The 24,631-nt window shown below is 30.8% G+C and carries 18 protein-coding genes; 14 read left to right on the top strand and 4 right to left on the bottom strand.

The genetic code is table 11. From position 1 onward, the window contains the following. Window positions 1–65: 65 nt before the first annotated feature. From EV144_RS01000 to EV144_RS00990, 3 genes are all read right to left on the bottom strand, one after another. Window positions 66–485: a GNAT family N-acetyltransferase gene (locus EV144_RS01000; protein WP_317129068.1), complete on the bottom strand. Its 420-nt coding sequence runs from the start codon at window positions 483–485 to the stop codon at window positions 66–68. Window positions 486–574: 89 nt separating this feature from the next. Continuing rightward, window positions 575–1,030, bottom strand: coding sequence for a tRNA (adenosine(37)-N6)-threonylcarbamoyltransferase complex ATPase subunit type 1 TsaE (gene tsaE / locus EV144_RS00995; protein WP_262712215.1), 456 nt, complete (start codon window positions 1,028–1,030; stop codon window positions 575–577). A gap of 60 nt (window positions 1,031–1,090) precedes the next feature. Further along, entirely contained in the window at window positions 1,091–2,644 is a 1,554-nt protein-coding gene (locus EV144_RS00990) for a bifunctional response regulator/alkaline phosphatase family protein (protein WP_134145299.1), read from the bottom strand. Between the two features lie 221 nt (window positions 2,645–2,865). On the opposite strand from EV144_RS00990, the gene EV144_RS00985 reads away from it, so the two are divergent. The 11 genes from EV144_RS00985 (at window position 2,866) to EV144_RS00935 (ending at window position 16,237) form a co-directional block, all read left to right on the top strand. Continuing rightward, window positions 2,866–4,095 (top strand): HD domain-containing protein, encoded by a 1,230-nt coding sequence (locus tag EV144_RS00985; protein WP_134145297.1) that lies wholly within the window; start codon window positions 2,866–2,868, stop codon window positions 4,093–4,095. 39 nt (window positions 4,096–4,134) lie between these two features. Continuing rightward, window positions 4,135–5,178, top strand: a complete 1,044-nt coding sequence (gene lpxD / locus EV144_RS00980; RefSeq protein WP_134145295.1) for a UDP-3-O-(3-hydroxymyristoyl)glucosamine N-acyltransferase — start codon at window positions 4,135–4,137, stop codon at window positions 5,176–5,178. Continuing rightward, the gene (locus EV144_RS00975; protein WP_134145293.1) at window positions 5,171–6,559 is read left to right on the top strand and encodes a bifunctional UDP-3-O-[3-hydroxymyristoyl] N-acetylglucosamine deacetylase/3-hydroxyacyl-ACP dehydratase; all 1,389 of its coding nucleotides are present in this window, start codon (window positions 5,171–5,173) and stop codon (window positions 6,557–6,559) included. Before lpxD ends, EV144_RS00975 begins: the two co-directional genes overlap by 8 nt. A gap of 74 nt (window positions 6,560–6,633) precedes the next feature. After that, the gene (lpxA, locus tag EV144_RS00970) at window positions 6,634–7,419 is read left to right on the top strand and encodes an acyl-ACP--UDP-N-acetylglucosamine O-acyltransferase (protein WP_134145291.1); all 786 of its coding nucleotides are present in this window, start codon (window positions 6,634–6,636) and stop codon (window positions 7,417–7,419) included. Window positions 7,420–7,544: 125 nt separating this feature from the next. Further along, a complete protein-coding gene (efp, locus tag EV144_RS00965; protein ID WP_134145289.1) occupies window positions 7,545–8,111 on the top strand; it encodes an elongation factor P in 567 nt (188 codons plus the stop codon). Window positions 8,112–8,229: 118 nt separating this feature from the next. After that, complete coding sequence (locus EV144_RS00960; protein ID WP_134145287.1) at window positions 8,230–9,159, top strand: UDP-3-O-(3-hydroxymyristoyl)glucosamine N-acyltransferase; 930 nt, start codon at window positions 8,230–8,232, stop codon at window positions 9,157–9,159. A gap of 1 nt (window position 9,160) precedes the next feature. Continuing rightward, the gene (locus EV144_RS00955) at window positions 9,161–9,523 is read left to right on the top strand and encodes a nuclear transport factor 2 family protein (RefSeq protein WP_134145285.1); all 363 of its coding nucleotides are present in this window, start codon (window positions 9,161–9,163) and stop codon (window positions 9,521–9,523) included. 86 nt (window positions 9,524–9,609) lie between these two features. Then, the gene (gene sucD, locus EV144_RS00950) at window positions 9,610–10,482 is read left to right on the top strand and encodes a succinate--CoA ligase subunit alpha (RefSeq protein ID WP_031455321.1); all 873 of its coding nucleotides are present in this window, start codon (window positions 9,610–9,612) and stop codon (window positions 10,480–10,482) included. A gap of 137 nt (window positions 10,483–10,619) precedes the next feature. Then, the gene (locus tag EV144_RS00945) at window positions 10,620–11,048 is read left to right on the top strand and encodes a hypothetical protein (protein ID WP_134145283.1); all 429 of its coding nucleotides are present in this window, start codon (window positions 10,620–10,622) and stop codon (window positions 11,046–11,048) included. A 121-nt stretch (window positions 11,049–11,169) separates the two neighbouring features. Next, entirely contained in the window at window positions 11,170–13,701 is a 2,532-nt protein-coding gene (locus tag EV144_RS00940) for a T9SS type A sorting domain-containing protein (protein ID WP_134145280.1), read from the top strand. 10 nt (window positions 13,702–13,711) lie between these two features. Then, window positions 13,712–16,237 (top strand): T9SS type A sorting domain-containing protein, encoded by a 2,526-nt coding sequence (locus EV144_RS00935; protein ID WP_134145278.1) that lies wholly within the window; start codon window positions 13,712–13,714, stop codon window positions 16,235–16,237. A gap of 79 nt (window positions 16,238–16,316) precedes the next feature. On the opposite strand, the gene EV144_RS00930 is transcribed toward EV144_RS00935, so the two are convergent. Beyond that, complete coding sequence (locus EV144_RS00930; protein WP_134145276.1) at window positions 16,317–19,442, bottom strand: T9SS type B sorting domain-containing protein; 3,126 nt, start codon at window positions 19,440–19,442, stop codon at window positions 16,317–16,319. Window positions 19,443–19,588: 146 nt separating this feature from the next. Here EV144_RS00930 and EV144_RS00925 point away from each other — a divergent pair, with 146 nt between their 5' ends. From EV144_RS00925 to EV144_RS00915, 3 genes are all read left to right on the top strand, one after another. Continuing rightward, complete coding sequence (locus EV144_RS00925; RefSeq protein ID WP_134145274.1) at window positions 19,589–22,189, top strand: T9SS type A sorting domain-containing protein; 2,601 nt, start codon at window positions 19,589–19,591, stop codon at window positions 22,187–22,189. A gap of 514 nt (window positions 22,190–22,703) precedes the next feature. Beyond that, window positions 22,704–23,315: an RNA polymerase sigma factor gene (locus EV144_RS00920; RefSeq protein WP_134145272.1), complete on the top strand. Its 612-nt coding sequence runs from the start codon at window positions 22,704–22,706 to the stop codon at window positions 23,313–23,315. Between the two features lie 91 nt (window positions 23,316–23,406). Next, on the top strand, window positions 23,407–24,522 hold the full coding sequence (locus tag EV144_RS00915) for a FecR family protein (RefSeq protein ID WP_134145270.1): 1,116 nt from the start codon (window positions 23,407–23,409) through the stop codon (window positions 24,520–24,522). Window positions 24,523–24,631 lie beyond the last annotated feature (109 nt).

Here is a 24,631-nt window from a genome sequence, read left to right as displayed (position 1 = left end):
AAACATTAATAATTAGCGTAGTATTTTTTCCATTTTAATATCGGCCCTTTCGTAAATTCCATCTTCTAAAGGAATTTCAACAAAGCCAAATTTTTTATATAAATGTATAGCTGAAAGGAGTTTTCTATTAGAATATAAAAGAAGCCTTTTAATGTCATTTCTTCGGCAACAGCAAAACAATGAAGAAGCATTTTGGTTCCAATTCCGAGGCCTTGCGCTTGATCCGAAACAGCCATTTTGCTTAATTCAAAAGTAGTATCGTTAACTTTCATTAAAGAAAAAGTGCCGATGATTTCATTGTTATATCTGGCGTAGAAAATCATGCCGCCTTTATCAATAATTTCTTCCTGCGGATTAGAAAGTGTTAATTCGTCTTTTTCTTCAACCTTAAAATATTTTTCTAGCCAGGCTTTATTTAAGGTTTTTATGTGTTCTTTTAAGTCGGATGAAAAAGGAATTATTTCTACGGCATCTGTAGTATTCATTTCGTGAAATCTTATTTATTCTTTGTGTAATCTTTGAGAAACTTTGTGTTAGAAATCTGCATAGAGATTCGTTTAGAATCCGTAGAGTTTTAATTTAAAATTAATTCTCTTTTTCCATCAGCCAATAACTCAATATTTATGGTTGAATGTTCTTCTGGAATTAAACTTTCAATTTTCTCAGACCATTCAATAAAACACCAATTTCCAGAATATAAATAATCGTCAACGCCCATGTCCAGTGCTTCGTTTTCTTTATTTAAACGGTAGAAATCAAAATGGTAAACGGTTTGATTATTAGAAGTATTGTATTCATTAACTAAAGAAAAAGTCGGACTGCTTGTTGCGCCTTCAACTCCTAAAGTTTTACATAATTGTTTGATTAAAGTCGTTTTACCAACGCCCATTTCTCCATTAAAAAGAATGATTTTTTTTGGATTTGAAGCCAGAATTTGCTCTGCTACTTCCTGAATTTGATCTACTGAAAAAACGATATTCATTTCTTGTTTTATTTTTTTTTGCCACGGATTATACGAATTCTCACTAATTTTTTCCTTCAAATTAAAAAGAATAATTTGTGAGAATTCGTGTAATTCGTGACAAAACAATTATTTAGGATTAAATACCAAAAACGGAATAATCATTTCTTCTAATGAAATACCTCCGTGCTGGTATGTGTTTTTATAATAACTCACATAATGATTATAGTTGTTTACATAAGCCAAAAAGTAATCATTTTTAGCAAAAATAAACGAACTGCTCATATTTATTGCAGGTAAACCAATTGCTTTTGGCTCTTTTACTACATAAACATCTTTTTGCTCGTAAGTTAAACTACGACCTGTTTTGTAACGCAAATTTAAGCTTGTATTTTTATCTCCAACAACTTTTGACGGGTTTTTTACATTAATTGTTCCGTGATCTGTTGTCAGGATTAATTTGAAGCCTAAAAGTTGTGCTTGCTGAATAATTTCTAATAAAGGAGAATTTTTAAACCAGCTTAAAGTCAGCGAACGGTACGCTTTATCATCAGAAGCTAATTCTTTTACCACATCCATTTCGGTTTTGGCGTGAGACAGCATATCTACAAAGTTGTAAACCACTGTTACCAAATCATTTCCTTTTAAGGCTTTAAAGTTTTCGGCTAATTTTTTACCGCTGGCAAAATTGGTAATTTTAAAATAATCTTCCTTAATATTAAGTCCCAAACGTTTTAATTGTGCCGAAAGAAATTCTGCTTCATAAAGGTTTTTTCCGCCGTCTTCAACATCATTTTTCCAATATTCAGGATGCTTTTTTTCCATATCCAAAGGCATTAATCCTGAAAATATTGCATTTCTGGCATATTGTGTTGCTGTTGGAAGAATAGAAAAATACGGAACTTCTTTTTCTAGTTTGTAATAATTAGAAATTACGGTTTCAAAAGATTTCCATTGATCGTAACGCAGATTATCAATCACAACAAAAAGAATTGGCTTGTCTTTCTTTTTAATTTCGGGAACAACTAATTCTTTAAATAATTCATGTGACTGAATTGGTTTATCTGCTTTTGGCGCAAACCAATCTTCATAATTACGTTCGATATATTTTCCGAATTGCGAATTAGCTTCAACCTTTTGTGATTCAAGGATTTCGATCATCGCCTGATCGTTAATATTTTCTAATTTTAATTCCCAGAAAAGTAATTTTTTGTAGAGTTCAACCCAATCTTCATAAGAATTAACCATCGCTAATTCCATAGAAATTTTCCTGAATTCTTTCTGATAATCTAAAGTTGTTTTTTCAGAAATTAATCTAGAATCATCCAGATTTTTCTTCAAACTCAATAATATCTGATTCGGATTTACGGGTTTTATCAAATAATCAGCGATTTTAGAACCAATGGCTTCTTCCATTATATATTCTTCTTCGCTTTTGGTGATCATAATCATCGGAATGGCTGATTTTTTCTCTTTCATTTCAGAAAGTGTTTCTAAACCACTCATTCCGGGCATATTTTCATCTAAAAAAACAATATCAAAATTGTCTTCTTCAAACAAAGCAATAGCGTCTAAACCGTTGTTGCAGGTTGTAACTTCGTAATTTTTCTTTTCAAGAAATAATATGTGTGGCTTTAAAAGATCGATTTCATCATCGACCCAAAGTATTTTTATCTTATCCATAAACAAATTAATTTTAATGCAATTTAAAAGTATAGAACTTAAAAAGTATTAAAAATAGTATAAAATTCAGATTAATCCATCGTGATTTTATTTTGATTATTGTTTTTTGTTGAATAATGATGCTTAAAATCAAGATTGTATTATGTTGATTTTTAAATAAAAAACAAAGGAAGAATTATAGTTAATTACTTATATTTGTTGACCTAAAAAAGAACCTAATAGTGACTCAAATCAATAAACTAAAAATATTCAATGATCCCATTTATGGTTTTATCAGTATTCCGAACGAACTTATCTACGATTTAATTCAGCATCCGTATTTTCAGCGTCTGCGCCGTATTTCGCAAATGGGTTTATCGTATTTGGTATATCCGGGAGCCAATCACACACGTTTTCATCATGCCTTAGGTTGTATGCATTTAATGCAGAAAGCTGTAGAAACACTTCGTTTTAAAGGAGTTGCAATAACTACAGAAGAAGAATGTGCAGTCTTGATTGCAATTTTACTTCACGATATTGGTCACGGACCGTTTTCTCATGCTATGGAAAAAAGTATTGTTGAAGATGTAAATCACGAGGCTATTTCGTTATTATTTATGAATCAGCTTAATGATGAATTTGACGGAAAATTAAGTTTAGCGATTCAGGTTTTTAAAGGAGAATATCATAGAAAATTCCTGTTGCAATTGATTTCAAGTCAATTGGATATGGACAGAATGGATTATTTAAAACGGGATAGTTTTTATACCGGTGTTGCCGAGGGAAATGTAAATTCTGAACGTTTGATTCAGATGATGAATGTTGTTGATGATGTTTTGGTAATAGAAGAAAAAGGAATTTATTCGGTAGAAAAGTTCTTGCTTTCGAGACGATTAATGTACTGGCAGGCTTATTTACATAAAACAAGTCTGGTGGCTGAATTAATCTTGATGAAAGTTTTAAAACGTGCCAAAGAATTGACTTTAAAAGGTGTAAATCTGCCTTGCAGTGAACCGCTTAAATATTTTATGCAAAATAAAATTACTTTGGAGAATTTTGATGCAGAAAAATTGGATTTGTTTTCTCAATTGGATGATTTTGATATTATCAGCGCATTAAAAGCCTGGCAGCGACATGATGATTTTATTCTTTCTACTTTAAGTAAAATGATCATTAACAGAGATTTACTAAAAATAAAATTAAGTGCAGAGAAAATTCCAATGGAAGAATCTCAAACTTTAAAAGAAGAATTTGCTAACGATCATAATGTTAGTCTTTTAGAAGCTGGATATTTTATTTTTAGAGGAAAAATTAAAAATCAGGCGTACAGTAAAGAAGCAGAACCTATACGAATTTTGAAAAAAGATAAAACAATTGAGGATGTTGTTGAAGCGTCTGATCAGCTGAATTTGAAATCGTTATCTAAATTAGTAACAAAATATTATATCTGTTTCCCAAAACAACTTATCTAAAATTAACATTTAAAATCTATTTTTTATATTTTTGTCGCGATGAAATTTACAGCAGAACAAATAGCAGGAATTTTAGAAGGAGAAGTTGTTGGGAATCCCAATGCAGAAGTTTCTCGGCTTTCTAAAATAGAAGAAGGGGAGGAAGGATCGCTTACTTTTTTGGCTAACCCTAAATATATCAATCATATATATACTACAAAAGCTTCAGTAACTATTGTTAATGACAGCTTTATACCAGAATCTGAAATTACTACAACTTTAATAAAAGTAGAGGATGCTTATGCTTCTTTTTCTAAACTATTGCAGTTTTATAATCAGGTAAAATTGAATAAAAACGGAATTGAAACGAATTCTTTTCTTTCTGAAGGAACTAAATATGGCGAAAATTTATATTTAGGTGCTTTTAGTTATGTAGGTCAAAATGTGGTTTTGGGTGAGAATGTAAAAATTTATCCAAACAGTTTTATTGGTGATAATGTTATTATTGGTGATAATGTATATATTTTTGCAGGCGCAAAAATATATTCAGAAACTGTAATTGGTGATTTTTGTACGATACATTCGGGAGCAATTATTGGCGCAGATGGTTTTGGTTTTGCCCCAAATGAAGACGGAGAATATGATAAAGTACCACAGATTGGTAATGTAATCATAGAAGATAATGTAGATGTTGGAGCTAATACTACTATAGATAGAGCGACTCTGGGCTCTACCATTATCAGAAAAGGAGTAAAATTAGACAATCAGATACAGATTGCACATAATGTAGAGATCGGAAAAAATACGATTATTGCTGCCCAGACTGGTGTAGCGGGTTCTACAAAAATTGGAGAAAACTGTATGATTGGAGGACAAGTTGGTATTGTAGGCCACTTAACAATCGGTAATAATGTTCGAGTTCAGGCGCAGTCTGGTGTTACTAGAAACATAAAAGACGGTGAAATTTTGCAAGGAAGTCCAACATTTAATTTAAGCGATTTCAGTAAGTCGTATGTTCATTTTAAGAACTTACCTAAAATTGTAGCCGAACTAGAAGATTTAAAAAAACAAATAATAAACCCAAAAAATGGAAATAATGGTTAAACAGAAGACCATCAAGAATGAAATTTCACTAACAGGAGTTGGATTACACACTGGTAAAGAAGTTACAATGACTTTTAAACCTGCTCCAATTAATAATGGTTTCACTTTTGTAAGAGTAGATTTGCAAGGGCAACCAGTCATTGAGGCTGATGCTAATTATGTTGTTAATACTCAAAGAGGTACAAACCTTGAGAAATTAGGCGTAAAAATTCAGACTCCAGAACACGTTTTAGCTGCATTAGTAGGTTGTGATTTGGATAACGTTATAATAGAATTAAATGCTTCTGAACTTCCTATTATGGATGGTTCTTCAAAATATTTTGTTGAAGCAATTGAAAAAGCTGGTATAGAAGAGCAAGATGCTAAACGTAATGTATATGTAGTAAAAGAGGTTATTTCTTTTACTGATGAAACTACCGGAAGCGAGATTTTGGTTATGCCAAGCGATGAATATCAGGTTACTGCAATGGTAGATTTTGGTACTAAAGTTTTAGGTACTCAAAATGCTACAATGAAAAACCTAACTGATTTTAAAGATGAAATTTCACATTCAAGAACTTTTAGTTTTTTACATGAGTTAGAATCTTTATTAGAAAACGGATTAATTAAAGGTGGTGATTTAAATAATGCAATTGTATATGTAGATAAAGAAATATCTGAAAGTACAATGGAAAATTTAAAGAAAGCCTTTGGAAAAGATAAAATTTCTGTAAAACCAAACGGTGTTTTAGATAATCTTACATTGCATTATCCAAACGAAGCAGCAAGACACAAATTACTTGATGTAGTTGGAGATTTAGCTTTAATTGGTGTTCGTATTCAGGGGAAAATTATTGCAAACAAACCAGGTCACTTTGTAAACACTCAGTTTGCAAAAAAGATGGCAAAAATTATAAAAATCGAGCAAAGAAATCATGTTCCGGTTTACGATTTGAACCAAGAGCCTTTGATGGATATTCATAAAATTATGGCTGTTCTTCCTCATAGACCTCCATTTTTATTGATCGACAGAATTATCGAAATGTCTTCTAGCCACGTTGTTGGTTTGAAAAATGTTACAATGAATGAAAATTTCTTTGTTGGACATTTTCCGGAAGCACCAGTTATGCCGGGGGTTTTAATTGTTGAAGCTATGGCTCAGACAGGTGGAATTTTGGTATTGAGTACTGTACCGGATCCAGAAAATTATTTGACTTATTTTATGAAAATAGATAATGTTAAATTCAAGCATAAAGTATTGCCGGGTGATACCTTAATTTTCAAATGCGAGTTGATTTCTCCTATCAGAAGAGGAATTTGTCATATGCAGGCAAATGCATACGCAAACGGGAAATTAGTTACTGAGGCAGAATTAATGGCGCAAATTGCAAGAAAACAATAATATAAATCAATTTTATTGTTTAGGTTTGTTGCCCAAATCAGACTTATTTTAATTTAAAATATAAAACATACATAATGAATCAACCATTAGCATATGTTCATCCTGGCGCTAAAATCGCTAAAAACGTTGTAATTGAGCCTTTTACAACAATCCACAACAATGTTATTATTGGGGATGGTACTTGGATTGGTTCAAACGTGACGATCATGGAAGGTGCGCGAATTGGAAAAAATTGTAATATTTTTCCAGGAGCCGTAATTTCTGCTGTGCCACAAGATTTAAAATTTGGAGGAGAAGATTCTCTTGCAATTATTGGAGATAATTGCACTATTAGAGAATGTGTAACTATAAATAGAGGAACAATTGCTTCTGGACAAACCATTTTAGGAAACAATTGTTTAGTTATGGCATATGCTCACATTGCTCACGATTGCGAGATTGGAAACAATGCTATTATCGTAAACGGAGTTGCTCTTGCAGGTCACGTAGTTGTTGGTAATCATGCCGTAATTGGCGGATTAGCAGCGATTCACCAATTTATTCATATTGGAGATCACGCAATGATTTCTGGAGGATCTTTGGTTAGAAAAGATGTGCCGCCTTATACAAAAGCAGCAAAAGAGCCCTTATCTTATGTAGGAATCAATTCTGTAGGTTTGCGAAGAAGAGGATTCAGCACAGAGAAAATCAGAGAAATTCAAGAAATTTATAGAATTTTATATCAAAAGAACTATAATACAACACAAGCTTTAAGCATTATTGAAGCTGAAATGGAAGCTACTCCTGAGAGAGATGAAATTCTGGATTTTATCAGAAATTCATCAAGAGGAATTATGAAAGGTTATTCAGGAAATTATTAATTTTATACTTTAGATTTCTGATTTGGATTTCTAAACTGAGAATTAATGATTAAGATATTAAATAATAAAAATAAAGAATGTAGGTTTCAGTAAATCTACATTCTAACATCTAAAATAAAAAACAAATGGCATCTACATCAGATATTAGAAACGGATTGTGTATTAAATTCAATCACGATATTTATAAAATTGTTGAATTTCTTCACGTTAAACCTGGAAAAGGTCCTGCTTTCGTAAGAACAAAATTGAGAAGTTTAACTACAGGAAGAGTATTAGATAATACATTTTCTGCAGGACATAAAATTGACGATGTGCGTGTAGAAACGCATAATTACCAGTTTTTATATGCTGAAGGAGATGAATTTCATTTTATGAATACTGAATCTTTTGAGCAAATTTCTTTGAATAAAAATATCTTGGATGCTCCAGGATTATTAAAAGAAGGAACAAGTGTAATGGTTCAGGTAAATACTGAAACTGATTTGCCTTTATCTGTTGATATGCCGGCATCTGTAATTCTTGAAGTTACTTATGCAGAACCAGGTGTAAAAGGAAATACGGCTACAAATGCTACTAAATCTGCGACTGTAGAAACTGGTGCAAATGTAAACGTGCCTTTGTTCATCAACGAAGGTGATAAAATTAAAATTGATACTGCTTCAGGTTCTTATATGGAGCGTGTAAAAGAGTAGTTTTTTAATTAAGATAATTTGTCAATGAGTCAATTAGATAATTTTGAATTCAATATTCTAACTGACTCATTTTTTAATTGACACATTTTCTAATTGACAAATTTTCTAATTATACTATATGAAATTTCCAAAAGTTCACTCTTTACAAGAAATTGCAAATTTGCTTCAATGCGAATTTATAGGCGACCAGAACTTTCCGGTTTTAGGCATGAACGAAATTCATGTTGTTGTACCCGGAGATATTGTTTTTGTTGACCATCCAAAATATTACGATAAAGCTTTACAATCAGCAGCAACTATTGTTTTAATTAATAAAAAAGTTGACTGTCCAGAAGGTAAAGCACTTTTGATTTCTGATGATCCTTTTAGAGATTTTAATACTTTAACCAGACATTTTAAGCCTTTTCAAGCTACAAATAGTTCAATCTCGATTTCTGCTGAAATTGGAGAAGGAACTGTAATTCAGCCCAATTGTTTTGTTGGGAATGAAGTAAAAATTGGTAAAAATTGTATCATTCATTCTAATGTTTCTATTTATGATCATACCGTAATTGGAGATAATGTGATTATTCATGCAGGAACAATTTTAGGTGCAGATGCATTTTATTATAAAAAACGTCCAGATGGATTTGATCAGTTAATTTCTGGTGGAAGAGTTGTAATAGAAGACAATGTAGGTATTGGTGCACTTTGTACAATAGACAAAGGAGTTACAGGAGATACTACAATTGGCGAAGGTACAAAGATTGACAATCAGGTACATGTTGGACATGATTCTGTAATTGGAAAAAAATGTTTAATAGCATCACAAACTGGTATTGCAGGCTGTGTTATTATTGAAGATGAAGTTACAATTTGGGGTCAGGTAGGTACAACCAGCGGTATTACAATAGGAGCTAAGGCTGTTATTATGGGACAGACTGGAGTTACAAAATCGGTTGAAGGAGGGAAATCTTATTTTGGAACTCCAATCGAAGAATCAAGAGAAAAGTTGAAGCAATTGGCTAATATCAAAAAGATTCCTGAAATTTTAAGTAAACTGAAATAATATGTCTATCAAAGAATTTGTTCAGAAATTTTACAAATCAGACGCTTTAATTGATGGCGAAGTATTAAAAACATACTTGCATCCTGAAATTGTATTGGATTGGCACAGCACGACAGGATTAATTCAAATGAATTATCAGGCTATGGTTGATATGGCAAATGAACTTAGTCGCGCTTACGTACGTTCTAAGGTGAGAATCAGTCATATAATAGCCGAAGACGATTTGGTTTCGGTACGTTATTCTCATTTTGTGAAAACGATTGAGAACCCTAGAGAAGAGATGTTATTAGCCCATTTTGTTACGATTTGGCAGATAAAAGATGATAAACTTTATCGAGGTTATCAGATGAGTCAATTTTCTTAATATTTTTTTGACATTATAAGGGCTAAAATAGATTACAAAACCTTATTTTTGCATCACAATTTTAAAAACTACATAAAATATATATCATGAGTGTTTTAGTTAATAAAGATTCCAAAATAATTGTTCAAGGATTTACAGGAAGCGAAGGAACTTTCCATGCTTCTCAAATGATTGAGTACGGTACTAATGTTGTTGGTGGTGTTACTCCGGGAAAAGGAGGGACAAGCCATTTAGACCGTCCAGTTTTTAATACAGTAAAAGACGCTGTAGATCAAGCTGGAGCTGATACATCTATCATTTTTGTACCGCCTGCTTTTGCTGCTGATGCAATTATGGAAGCTGCTGATGCTGGAATCAAAGTAATTATTGCGATTACAGAAGGAATTCCTGTAGCAGATATGATTAAAGCAAATAATTATGTTAAAGAAAGAAATTCTAGATTAATTGGACCAAACTGTCCTGGAATCATTACTCCAGGTGAAGCTAAAGTTGGTATTATGCCAGGTTTTGTTTTCAAAAAAGGAACAGTTGGTATCGTTTCTAAATCAGGAACTTTAACTTACGAAGCTGCTGACCAAGTTGTAAAACAAGGTTTAGGAATTACTACAGCTATTGGTATTGGTGGAGATCCAATTATTGGAACTACAACTAAAGAAGCTGTTGAATTATTAATGAATGATCCAGAAACTGAAATTATCATCATGATTGGTGAAATTGGAGGTCAATTAGAAGCTGATGCTGCTAAATGGGTTAAAGCTGATGGTAACCGTAAACCAGTTGTTGGTTTTATCGCTGGAGAAACTGCTCCTGCTGGTAGAACAATGGGTCACGCAGGTGCTATTGTTGGTGGTTCTGATGATACAGCTGCTGCTAAAAAACAAATTATGAGAGACAATGGAATTCACGTTGTTGATTCACCAGCTGAAATTGGTAAAAAAGTAAAAGAAGTACTTGGATAATCTTCAAGTTTTTAAATAATAAATTCCAAAAAAGTCTCAATATTTTGTTGAGACTTTTTTCCATTTAAAAAAAAGGATAAAAACCTTAGCGACTTAGTCCCGATAGCTATCGGGACAGAAGCTTAAAAGAAAAAAATATGTATAAAGAATTAGAAAAGTTTAAAGCAAGCAACAGCTTTACATTTACTGTTGAAGATAGTTTAGAACAGGTTTGTAATGCTCCAGAATCTGGCGCAGGGGTTTTTGTTGTGTACGCTGTAGAAGGTGATGCAAAAGAATTAATAATGGTTGGTTCTACAGGAACTGTTCAGAATGATGGAACTCTTAAGAGTAAAAATGGTGGTTTGTACGATAAAATCGTAAACGGACATCAATTTGCAAAAACGGGAAGAAAATATTCTTGGCCAGCGCAAATGAAATTAGAAACAATTGCTGCTCTAGAAGTAGTTTGGTATGAAACTTTTAATGCTGATACAAAAGGAATCCCAACGACTGTTGAAGGACAGGTTTTACAGAATTTCTTAGATACAAATGGTAAATTACCTAGATGGAATGTAGCTTTCTAAAAGCAATTTTCATAAAATATTATTTTAAGCCCTGCTATGAATTTAGTAGGGCTTTTTTATTAATAATTAGGTTTCTAATTATTGGCGTTATATATTTAACACACCAAAAACAAACTAATATATGAGAAAAAACTACCTATTATTACTGGGTTTCTTTATCTATTTTTCTGTAAACGCTCAGATTATTAATTTCCCAAACTATTATGTTAAAGCTAAATTATTACAATCTGACTCCTATTCTCCTTATCTGATTGCAAAAAATATTGAAGGCAATTTTTTTAAAATTGACTCCAATAATGATGGTGAGATTGATGTAAGCGAAGCACTAAAGGTATCTTATTTAGATTTATCCAGTGTCGGTCTTGCTAATCTCGATGGGCTGAATAATTTTCCAAATGTAAAAGAATTAGTATGCAGGAATAATTCTCTAACAGAAATTGATTTGAGTCCTTTTATAAATTTAGAAAAATTGGATTGCAGTACTAATCGATTAATATCACTTAATTTACAGGCGCAGTTAAAAATTACAGAATTAGTATGTGATCACAATCAATTAACTTCGATTAAAATAAATGATCAAAACAACTTGTCTAAATTAATTTGTTACAGCAATTTAATTCCTTCTTTAGATTTGAGCAACATCTCGAAACTAAAAGAATTGAATTGTTCCAGCAATAAATTTTCTACGATCGATTTTAATAGTAATACTGAGTTGATAACTTTAGATTTTGGTTATAATGCTGTAGTGTCTGTTGATTTAAAAAAACTAGGAAAACTAGAATCTTTATCGTTTGATTCAACTTTGTTATCTACTATTGATGTAACTAATAATACAAGATTAAAAACGCTTTCTTTCAATTATAATAATATTAAAAATATTGATGTTAGTAATATAATTGATCTGACATCTTTATATTTTACAAACAACCTTATTTCTGCTATTGATTTGAGTAATAATAAGTCATTAAAGGCTTTATATTGTAATAGTAATAAAATTATTTCTCTTGATTTAAAAAATCAGATTTTATTAACTGATTTATATTGTTATGATAATTTGTTGACTACTTTGGATCTTAGTAATCAAAAAAAGTTATTTTCATTAAATTGCAGTAATAATCCAATAACTTTCATAAACTTAAAAAACGGAGCAAATGCAATGTTTAATGTAGGTAATACTAAATTAAAATTTTTATGTGTTGATGATAATAGTTATACAATCGAAATGGCCGAGAATCATTTAAAATTAAGTAATATCTATGATTGCAATGTAAACTCCTATTGTTCATTTACGCCGGGAGGAGCTATATATACCATTTTGGGAAATCAAAAACTAGATGCTGATAATAATGGATGTGATGATTCTGATTCTAATTTTGCTAATTTAAATTTTAGTATTACTGATGGAACTTCTAAAGGAAATATCATCTCAGATGCATCAGGAAATTATACATTTCCAGTAGGAGAGGGAACACATACAATAACGCCGATTCTGGAAAACCCAAACTATTTTACAGCTTCTCCAGAATCTGCAACAGTTACTTTTCCTAATGAAACCGCTACATTTAATCAAAATTTTTGTATAATCCCAAAAGGAATTCATCAGGATGTAGAAGTTTCTATTTTGACAACACTTCCTGCAAGACCCGGGTTTGATGCAATATATAAGATAATTTATAAAAACAAAGGCACAAAAAAAGTTTCAGGTTCTGTAACATTAGATTTTAATGATGCTGTCTTAGATTTTGTTTCTACTTCTCCAGTCTTCACAAGTCAGTCAACTAACAAACTGGTCTGGGATTATATTGATTTAAAGCCTTTCGAAACCAGAGAAATAAATTTTACATTAAATGTTAATTCTCCAACGGAAACGCCAGCTGTAAATATTAATGACCGTCTGAGTTTTAATGCTTTAATCAGTCCGATAAACGGTGACGAAAAACCAGTAGACAATTCCTTCGCACTTCGTCAGATTGTAGTGGGGTCTTTTGATCCTAATGATAAAACATGTTTAGAAGGTGATGTAATTACCCCAGAATTAATTGGAGAATATGTACATTATTTAATTCGTTTTGAAAACACCGGAACTTATCCTGCTGAAAATGTAGTCGTAAAAGACATGATTGATTTGTCAAAATTTGACATTTCGACTTTAGTATTGACAAAAGCAAGTCATCCTTATGTGACTAAAATTTCGGATGGAAATAAAGTGGAGTTTATTTTTGAGAAAATTAATCTTCCTTATGATGATGCCAATAATGACGGATATGTTGCTTTTAAAATTAAAACTTTGCCTACTTTAAAAGTCGGTGATTCTTTTACCAATGAAGCTAATATCTATTTTGATTATAATTTTCCAATTGTAACGAATAAAGCAACCTCAACATTTAAAGCTTTAGGAACTCAGGATTTTGAATTTTCAAATTATATGAGTTTATATCCAAATCCTGCAGGCGATGTTTTGAATATTACATCAAAAGAAAATATTGATATCAATTCAATAAAGATTTATGATGTTTTAGGCCAATTGGTTATAGCGGTCCCAAATGCAAAATTGGCATCAAAAATTGATGTTTCGAAATTAAGAACAGGAAATTATTTTTTAAGGATAAATTCAGATAAAGGAATTTCTAATGTTAAGTTTATTAAACAATAATACAATTTCTATGAAGAAATTTTACTTTTTAACAGCTGTTTTGTTTTTTACAACAATTTCTCAAGCTCAAACTATAAATTTTACTGATGCTGTTTTTAAATCTAAATTATTAGAAGCAAATGATAATAGTTACATCGCTCAAGGGAAAAACGAAGAAAAAATTAAAATCGATGTTAATAGTGATGGAGAAATTCAAATTGATGAAGCGTTGAATGTCTATAAATTAAATATTAATTTTTCAAATATTTCTAGCATTAAAGGAATTGAAAATTTTAAAAACTTACATATTCTTGATTGTGGTGGAAATTTATTATCTGCGCTTGATACATCAGGTTTAAATAATTTAACAGAGCTTTACTGTTACAATAATAAAATATCAAATTTAAATTTAGTTGATGTACAAAATTTAGAAGTTCTCCAATGTCATTCAAATGTATTTAATGAACTCGATTTAAGGGGTTTAAAAAAGCTTAAATCTTTGAACTGCGGTTACAGTAATTTGCAAAAATTAAACTTATCTGGTTTAACAAATTTAGAACGAGTAGATTGCAGTAATAATCTTTTAGCAGAGTTAGATGTTAATAATGCATCAAAGCTGGTATATTTAAAAGTTGATTTTAATAACTTAGTTAGTTTAAATGTGTCTGGTTGCATCGCGCTTGAAACTATTGTCTGTGAGAATAATAAACTAACAAGTTTAAATTTAAATGGTTTGGTTGGCTTAGGAAGTCTTCTTTGTAATAACAATCAATTAAATGATATTAAATTAGAAGGTGTAATTAAACTTTTTAATTTTAAATGTGAAAATAACCAGTTTAAAAGTTTGGATCTGACTCCTTTGAAAGGATTAACCTATTTATATTGCGGTTTTAATAACTTAGAAGAATTAAACTTAACAGGACTAAGTAATTTATTAACTATACACTGCGAGAATAATCAGTTGACCGACCTCGATTTATCAAGTGTTAATTATATATATGATTTGCTTTGTTATAATAATCAATTGATTACACTTAATTTAAAAAATGGAAGCCCAGACAGTCAGCTTCTTTTTGGCTTAAATCCAAATCTAAAGTTTGTTTGCGTAGATGATAGCCAACTTGATTATGTGACACAATTGATTGGTTTTTTTGGTCTTACAAATTGTGTAGTAAATTCATATTGTACTTTTACGCCGGGTGGAAAGTTTTATACTATAAACGGAACAAGTAAATTTAATGTTGATAATAACGAATGTGAAGCATCGAATATTGTTTTTCCAAATTTAAATTATAGTATTACAAATGGGACTCTAAAAGGGAATATAATTTCGGATTTATCTGGAAATTATATGATTCCAGTTGGCGAAGGAACCCATATTATAAAACCAAATCTTGAGAACACGAATTATTTTACAGTTTCACCAGAGTCTTTATCTGTAACTTTTCCAACTGAGACAAGTCCGGTTATTCAAAACTTTTGCGTATCGCCAGTTGGAAATCATAAAGATTTAGAAATTACTATTTTATCAATGATTCCTGCAAGGCCTGGCTTTGATGCTGGTTATAAGTTAGTGTTTAAAAACAAAGGAAATCAGGTCCAATCAGGTTCTGTAACATTAGATTTTAATGATGCTGTTTTAGACTATGTTTCGTCTGTTCCAAATTTAACAAGTCAAGCGACAAACAAACTAGTTTGGGAGTATATTAATTTGAAACCTCTGGAAACGAGAGAAATTAATCTTACGCTTAATGTCAATTCTCCAATGGAAAAGCCAGCCGTAAATATTAATGACCGGTTGAGTTTTAATGCATTAATCAGTCCAATAACGGGCGACGAAAAACCAGTAGATAATTCATTTGCACTTCGCCAGATTGTTGTAGGTTCTTTTGATCCTAATGATAAAACATGTTTAGAAGGTGACGTTATAACACCAGAATTAATTGGCGAATACGTTCATTATTTAATTCGATTTGAAAACACCGGAACTTATCCTGCCGAAAATGTAGTCGTAAAAGACATGATTGATTTGTCAAAATTTGACATTTCAACTTTGGTATTGACAAAAGCAAGTCATCCTTATGTGACTAAAATTTCGGAGGGAAATAAAGTGGAGTTTATTTTTGAGAAAATCAATCTTCCTTATGATGATGCCAATAATGACGGATATATTGCTTTTAAAATTAAAACTTTGTCTACTTTAAAAGTCGGTGATTCTTTTACCAATGATGCTAATATCTATTTTGATTATAATTTTCCAATTGTAACGAATAAAGCAACCTCAACATTCAAAACTTTGGGAACTGAGGATTTTGAATTTTCAAATTATATCAGTTTGTATCCAAATCCTGCAGGCGATGTTTTGAATATTACATCAAAAGAAAATATTGATATCAATTCAATAAAGATTTATGATGTTTTAGGCCAATTGGTTATAGCGGTCCCAAATGCAAAATTGGCATCAAAAATTGATGTTTCAAAATTAAGAACAGGAAATTATTTTTTAAATATCCAATCCGACAAAGGAACTTCGAGTGTAAAGTTTCTTAAAAAATAATCTTAATATAAAATACAAAAAGCCTGAATATAATATTTATTCAGGCTTTTTTTGTTAGTAGAATTTGACTTTGTAATAATTATCTTTTTAAAGAAAAGTGAGATCTAAATTCTTTTTCTATCTGATTTTCTGTAAATATTATTTTAAACCAATAATCTGTTGCTGGCATTTGGCAACCATTATAAGTACCATTCCAGCCAGCATCTTTTGTATCCATTTCTTTTAAGAGTTTTCCAAAACGATCAAAAATGTAAATCCTTTCATTTATAATAGTATCAAATTTCAGAATATTCCAGGTATCATGGTAGCCATCTCCGTTAGGAGTAAAGAATTTTGGATATCCAACAACTACAACTTCTTTAGTTATATTGGTACAGCCTTTTGTGTCTATAATATGAACTATATGTGTACCGGGAGAAACATTTGTAAATACGTTTGAATCTTGAAAACTTTTATTGTCAAGCTGGTATTCATACCCGCTTGATTCTGTGTTGTTAAGAACATTGATTGTTATTACAGCATTTTCAGAAAACGATTCAGATTGTATTATTTTTATTGTTGCAGCGTCTGTCTGTTGTGCAGTAATTTTTGCTTCAACAAAATTAGATATACAAAGAGAATTTTTATTTACAACGATTACACTATAGTTTCCTACAGTTTTGGTTTCTAAAGTACTATTGGATTGATTGTCAATTTTATTTCCATTAAAAAACCATTCAAAATCATATAAATTATGATCTAATTTAGTATCTAGAATATATGATTGAATGATAGTATTTGTGTTTTTTTCGATACAAATCTGCCCGTCTTTTAATTCAGGTTTTGGTTTTAAATTTACTGCTATTGTAAGTTTAGCAACAGCTGCACATTGTCCTGTATTTGGAGTAAAAGTATATTCTGTTGTTGCTTCGTTATTTAATGCAGGAGACCAAGTTCCGTTTATTCCATTATTCGATTGCAACGGAAGAGGATTTAAGACTTCTCCTTCGCAAATAGGCGCAATTGCAGTAAAAATAGACTCTGTTTTTTGGTTTATTGTTATTGTAATCTTTGCAGTATTGGCACATTCACTAGAATTTGGAGTAAAAGTATATTCGGTAGTTACGAGATTGTTTAAAGCTGGTGACCACGTTCCCAGAATACCATTATTAGATTGCAATGGGAGCGGTGTTAAAATTTCACCTTCACATACAGCTGCAATACTATTAAACAAAGGTGTAATTTTCGAATTTATTACAATCGTAAGTTTTGCTGCATTGGCACATTCTCCAGAATTTGGAGTAAAAATATATTCAGTTGTTGCTAAATTATTAAATGCTGGCGACCAAGTTCCGTTTATTCCATTGTTTGATTGTAAAGGAAGAGGCGATATACTTGTGCCTTCGCAAACTGCTGGTATAGGGCTGAATAAAGGATTTGTTTTTGAATTTACAACAATTGTAAGTTTTGCAATATTGGCACATTCTCCAGAATTTGGAGTAAAAGTATATTCTGTTGTCAATAAATTATTTAATGCCGGAGACCAAGTTCCTTTTATTCCGTCATTTGATTGCAGGGGCAGAGGGGCTAAAGTTTCTCCTATGCAGATTGGTGCAACAGCAGTAAACAGAGGATTCGTTTTTATTACCGTAATGAATCCTTTCATACTCGCGCTTAAGCCGCATCCTCCAGAAGTTGAGATTGTATAATTGTATGTCCCAGCTGCAGTAGGTGTTCCCGATATGGTAAATGTATTTTCAACTAAAGTAGTTGTAACACCTGGAGGTAAATTTCCCGCAGTTATTGACGCGCTTGTTGCACCACCTCCAAAGGTATAAATTGTATCAGAAATTATAACGTCCTGGCAAAGCTCCTGTCCTGTAGGCCCAGAAGTTATTACCAAAGTAGGAGTGTCAGTGCAAGTATCTAATTTACAAGATATAGAATTAGGACCATAGCATTCTGCCGGCGTTCCTATTGGTGTAACAGTAATAGTCACCGTTTCACCATGAGGTACATTTTCAACGGTGTATGTATAGACTTTACCAACAAAACCAACATTTACAAGAGTATTATTTCCTATTTTATAGGCAACAGAAAACGTTGCATTGCCCAAAGCAAGCCAATCGAAAGTAATCGAGTTTGCAGTTTGTACTCCACAATAAAGATAAGGTTCTGCAATAGTTCCAAAATCAACTTTTATTTCATCAGAAACTGGGCAGCCAATTCCTATTGGTGCTGCATCTACTTGATAAGTCCCAGATTGATTTATTGTAATTTCCGGTCCTGTTTGTAATGGAATTACTGCTCCGTTAAATTTCCACTGATGTACAACTGATGGATCAAGTCCTGTTTTAAGGGTGTAATTTGATGCTGAACAAATTTTTAGATCTTCTCCCAAATCAATTCCGTTTGAACTAAAACTTGCACCTTCTAAAAATACTGCCGAATCGTAATTATTATCGCCAACATTCCCGATAATTAATTTAATATGATAAGTTTGTCCGCATTGTACATTAGACTGCGCCTTTAAAACAGTTGTAAATCCGTCATATTGTATAGTCGCGCCGTTTTGATTGTTTACGTAATACTGGCAATATTCGCAGGGACCATTATTAGTAGTTCCATTGTTTAAATTGTTAATAGAAACAGGTAAAGTCGTATTAGGAATTAAGGCTATGTTCTGGGCGTTATTAGAAAACATTCCATTTATACCCGGGCCGCTTAAAAAGAACCCAAAATTATCATTATAAATATCGTTTACATATTCTGGATATTCATCTGAAGCAAAAACGAAATTAAAACTCAATTTATTTCCAACAGGTACAAAATCAAATTCAAGAACAGCAACATTTCTAATGCTTTGGTTGTTTGTAAGAATTGATAAATCTCCATCTCCTTCAAAAGGATTTGAGGTTGGTAATGTTGCTAAATCTCTATCGTTTGGCCCTTTGGCTATAATAGTATTTCCTGTGCTTAAAATAATACCTTTGTTTATGCCAATATTTGTTGATGCACCATTGTCAAATTTTCCTATTTGATCGCTGATTACAGCAGCGTTTACAGCAGATCCATTAAAGCTGATATTCGAAATATTAATGCCTTGACCTAGTAAAACATTTTGAGCCAGCTGTTGTGGAGTTAATGTTGTATTATCAATGTTTAACTGTGCATTTGCAAAGCTGTAAGTCAATAATAGTAAAAATGTAAAAGATATTTTTTTCATTAAAATTTCAGGAAAACCATTCTTGGTGAGCAAATATAATTAACCAAATGTTTGAATATTGGATTTCTTAATAAAATCTTAAAAAAAAGTTTTAGTAAGAATTATGGAGTTCATTTAAATATTATATTTACTTCAAAAAATTTTATATGAAGAAAAATTACTTTCTATTATTTATACTTTTATTTTCTTTTGTGATTAATGCACAAACAATAGTATTTAAAGACCAAAATTTTAAAACAATATTACTTGTTGCCAGTATTAATAATAGTATTGCTAAAGATTTACAAGGTAATTTTACCTCTGTAGATAAAAATGGTGATTATGAAATACAAGTAGAAGAAGCGAAAAATATAAGCTGGTTAGACTTGAGAAATTCTTTAATTTCTGATATAGAAGGTATTGAAAATTTTTCGCAATTAATTCATCTTGACCTTGGTAATGAAGGAAGTGTTAATTATAATACTTTAAAAGTGCTAAAAATTAGTATGCTTACTAAACTTCAATATTTAAACTGCCAGGCAAATTATGACCTGAACAATTTAGATTTTGCAGGCTGTACTAATCTTACAGCATTAAATTGCAGCAGTACTAAACCAGGTGCTTTAGATTTAAGAAGTTTCACAAAATTAGAAACTATCGAATGTGACAATACTTATTTAACCTCATTGAATGTAAGTGGATTAATAAATTTAAAAACATTACTTAGCAGTGGTAATCAATTTACGATTTTAGATTTAACCAGTTGTAAAAATTTAACGGAGGTTACTATGCACACCGGCCAATTAGTCACTTTAGATATAAGTGGACTAACACAGCTTCAAAAAATAAATGTTTACAATAATAAATTAACATCATTTAAATTATCTGGTTGCACTAGTTTGACTCACGTAGATGCCTGGATTAATAAGCTGCCGACACTAGATGTATCAAATCTTAAAAATCTTACCTATTTGAATTTATTATCTAATGAATTAGAAACTTTAAATCTCAAAAATTCTAATAATCTCGAAGATATAAATTGTGATAACAATAAAATAGAAGCTCTGGATGTAAAGGATTTAGTAAATCTTAAAAATTTATCATGTTCTCGTAACAATTTGACTTCTATTGATGTAACTAATTTAAAAAAGCTTGAATGGCTTATTGTCAGTTTTAACAAATTAGAGAATTTAGATATCAGTACATGTCCATTGCTGGCAAATCTGCATATTAATAACAATAACTTAATTTTTATAAATCAAAAAAATGGAATTAAAAAGCACAATTATCAATACCATGACAACGATAATTTAAAATATATTTGCTGTGATGAGCTAGATGATTATTTATTTCCTAGTTATGGCGTATCATATTCTTTTTCTATTAATACATATTGTTCTTTTACTCCTGGTGGTATATATTATGTAATAAAAGGAAGTAATGCATTTGACAGTAATAATAATGGGCCAGATCAAGTAGATATAAAGCTTCCAAATTTAAATTATAAAATTACAGATGGAATAAAATCTGCAAATATTATTGCAAATTCTTCTGGAAATTATGAGTTGCAAGCAGGGGAAGGAACTCATACCATAACTCCAATAATTGAAAATCCAACTTATTTTAAGGTTTCACCAGAATCAATTGATATTAAATTTCCTGATTCACCAAGTCCTTTTGTTCAGAATTTTTACGTTACTCCCAATGGTTCCCATCAAGATTTAGAAATCTCAGTTTTACCAAAAATTCCTGCGAGACCAGGTTTTGATGCTATTTATAAATTAGTTTATAAAAATAAGGGGAATCAAATAAAATCAGGAACAGTTGTACTTGATTTTAATGATGCTGTTTTAGATTATATTTCATCTGTTCCATCATTGTCAAATCAGGCCACTAATAAATTAACCTGGAATTATGTTGACTTACAGCCGTTTGAAACAAGAGAAATTACAGTTGTTCTAAATGTTAACTCTCCAATGGAAACTCCTGCGGTAAATATAGATGATCGCTTAAGTTTTAATGCATTAATTACACCTGTAACAAATGATGAGAAACCAGTAGACAATTCTTTTGCATTGCGTCAAATTGTGGTTGGTTCCTTTGATCCAAATGATAAAACATGTTTAGAAGGAGATGTTATTAAATCAGAGTTAATTGGAGAATATGTTCATTATATGATTCGTTTTGAAAATACAGGAACATATCCAGCAGAAAATATTGTCGTTAAAGATATGATCGATTTGTCAAAATTTGATATTTCGACCCTTGTGCCAACAAGTGCAAGTCATTCTTATACCACTAAAATATCCGATGGCAATAAAGTAGAGTTTATCTTTGAGAAAATCAATCTTCCCTTTAATGATGCCGACAATGATGGATACATTGCTTTTAAAATAAAAACTTTACCAACTCTTGTAGTTGGAGACAGTTTTACTAATGAAGCCAATATATATTTTGATTACAATTTTCCTATTTTAACCAATAAAGCATCTTCAACTTTTAAAGTTTTAGGAACTCAGGATTTTGAATTTTCAAATTACGTAAACATTTATCCTGTTCCTACAAAGGATATTTTGAATATCAATATAAAAAATGACATTCAAATTAAATCTATGGCTGTTTATGATCTTTTAGGACAATTAATTATTGCGGTTCCTAATGCAGAAAAAGTTTCAAATATTGATGTATCTAATCTAAGAACCGGCAGCTATTTCTTGAAGATCACAAGCGATAAAGGAATTTCCAATGCTAAATTCATTAAAAAATAAATCGTAATCTTAGACATTTTTTTGTTTTTATATAATAGCTTAATGAAAAGCTTTACTTCGGTAAAGCTTTTTTTGTTTCATCATTTTTGATTTTAAAGCTAAAGCTAAAAAAGTAAAATGTTACGAATTCATTGCCTTTATGTAAATTTAATTTTAACAATCAAAATTTAAGATAAAGGTAAAAAACGCAATGATTTAATGTTAAATTTAGAAAAGAGGCAGAATTTTTACAAATAAATTGGTTTTTGAATATTAGCTTTTATATATTTATCGAACAAAAACAAAAAATAATGTTAAATTTTAACTCTTTAACTACAAATGTTTTTTGTTTTGAATGTAAATAAATTGCAAAATTATAGCAATCAAAGCTTATAATTTTTGTTTCGATTTAAAAAAGTTTGCCCCAAAACTACGTTAGACAAACAGTTGAGCTAATCAATTTTTACAGGGAAAACTTGTGCTTTTTGTAAACGAAAGCAGTAACAATTAATCAGCTTAATTCAGCCATTATATTATGCCAAATCCAATCTTAAAAACGAGTAAAATACTCAACGACAATATTCTTTGGAGTAATTTAAAAGAAGGTGACGAGAAATCGTTCTCTTTACTTTTTGAGCGATATTATAATGACTTGATAAGTTATGGAAATTCTCTTTCTCCATTTTCAGAAAAAGTGCAGGATTGTGTTCAGGATGTTTTTGCAGATATTTGGGTTTATAGAAATACACTGCAGGAAAATGTCGTGGTAAAAGCATATTTATTATCAAGCGTAAGAAAAAGAATTGCCCGCTTGTTTGAAAGAGATCATATCTTTCGTAAAACAACTACAACGGAAGCAATTGAATTTCTTTTTGATTTTGCAATAGAAAATGATCTTGTAGAAGATGAAGTTACTGCAGAACGTGTTTTGTATTTGAACAAACTTTTGAATGATTTGCCAGCGCGCCAAAAGGAAGCTTTATATCTTAGATATCATCAAGGTTTGTCTGTAGACCAAATTGCAGAACTATTAAATGTTAATTATCAATCTGCAAATAACTTATTGTATCGTGCTCTTTTAAGTCTTCGTAAAGAATGGAAAGGTACAATTCCCCTTATTTTACTACTGTCTACAGGGGTTTTGTGATTTATTTAAGAAATAATCAAAAAAAAATCATAAATAAGTGAGTATATAATAAGAAAACTGTCCTCTATGTTTTTGTAACCTTAATATTAAGATGCAAAAACGTAACAATTATACCGAATTAGAAGACTTTTTAAGTGATGAATCATTTCAATTATGGATTTTATCTAAAATTGATGAAGAAGGCTGGGAAGAATGGACTTTAGAAAATCGTCAACGTGCAAAATTAGTTGAAGATGCAAGACTTTTGCTGCTGGCAATGAAAGTTCAAAATGCTGCATTATCTCCTGGCGAAATTCACTCTGCTTTAGAAGCGACTTGGAAAAAAATTGAGGATAAAGAATATTTTATTAAAAAAACACCCTTTTCAAAAATAAGAACAATACAACGACACTGGTTTGGTGCCGTTGCAGCAACATTAATTTTTTGTCTTTTATCAGTATGGGTTTATAAAAGCAATGCTTTAGGAAGTAATTCTGAAGTTACTTATAAAGAGCTTATAGACGATAACAGCGAAGGATTAGTAGAACAGACCAATAATTCTGATAAACCGCAAAGTATTACATTATCTGATGGAAGTTCTGTTTTATTGCAGCCGAATAGTAAATTAAGTTACCCAAAAACTTTTACCGGAAACGAAAGAAAGGTTTATTTATCTGGCGAAGGTTTCTTTGAAATTAGTAAAAATCCAAAAAAACCTTTTTACGTTTACGCGAATGAGATTGTGACAAAAGTGGTGGGAACGAGTTTTAGGGTTAAAGCTTATTCTGACCAGCCTGATGTTGAAGTTTTGGTTCGCACCGGTAAAGTTCGGGTAAAATCTAATGATTTGGTAAGTGATTCAAAAAACGAAGAAATTGTTTTACTTCCTAACCAGGCATTGCGTTTTACTCGTAAAGATTTAGTTTTTAATAAAATAAACAACATTACTCAAGACGAAATCTTAGTTAAAAGTGTTGGAAATATCGAACAGTTAAGTTTCGAATTTACTGATATTCCTGTTGAACAAATTTTTGAAACAATAGAACAGGCTTATTTAATTGATATTGATTTTCCAAAAGATAAACTAAAAGATTGCCGTCTTACAACTTCCTTAAGCGATCAGCCATTGCCGGAAAAGCTTAAAATTATTTGTAAAAGCATTGGTAATGATACAAAGTTTGAAATGAACGGAAATCAAATTGTAATTACTTCTCAAGGTTGTAATTAATTTAAAATAAAAAACCAAAATGAAACTAATCGTTAAAACTAAAAAAATCTATAAATGCCTATGTAAAAAATAATTGCATAAAAAAAGTGCCGAAATGCTGTAACATTAT

It is taken from the genome of Flavobacterium sp. 270 (assembly GCF_004368785.1).
Classification (GTDB): Bacteria; Bacteroidota; Bacteroidia; order Flavobacteriales; family Flavobacteriaceae; genus Flavobacterium.
The sequence above is the reverse complement of the archived record's forward strand: the minus strand, read 5'-3'. Positions and strand labels throughout refer to the sequence as shown.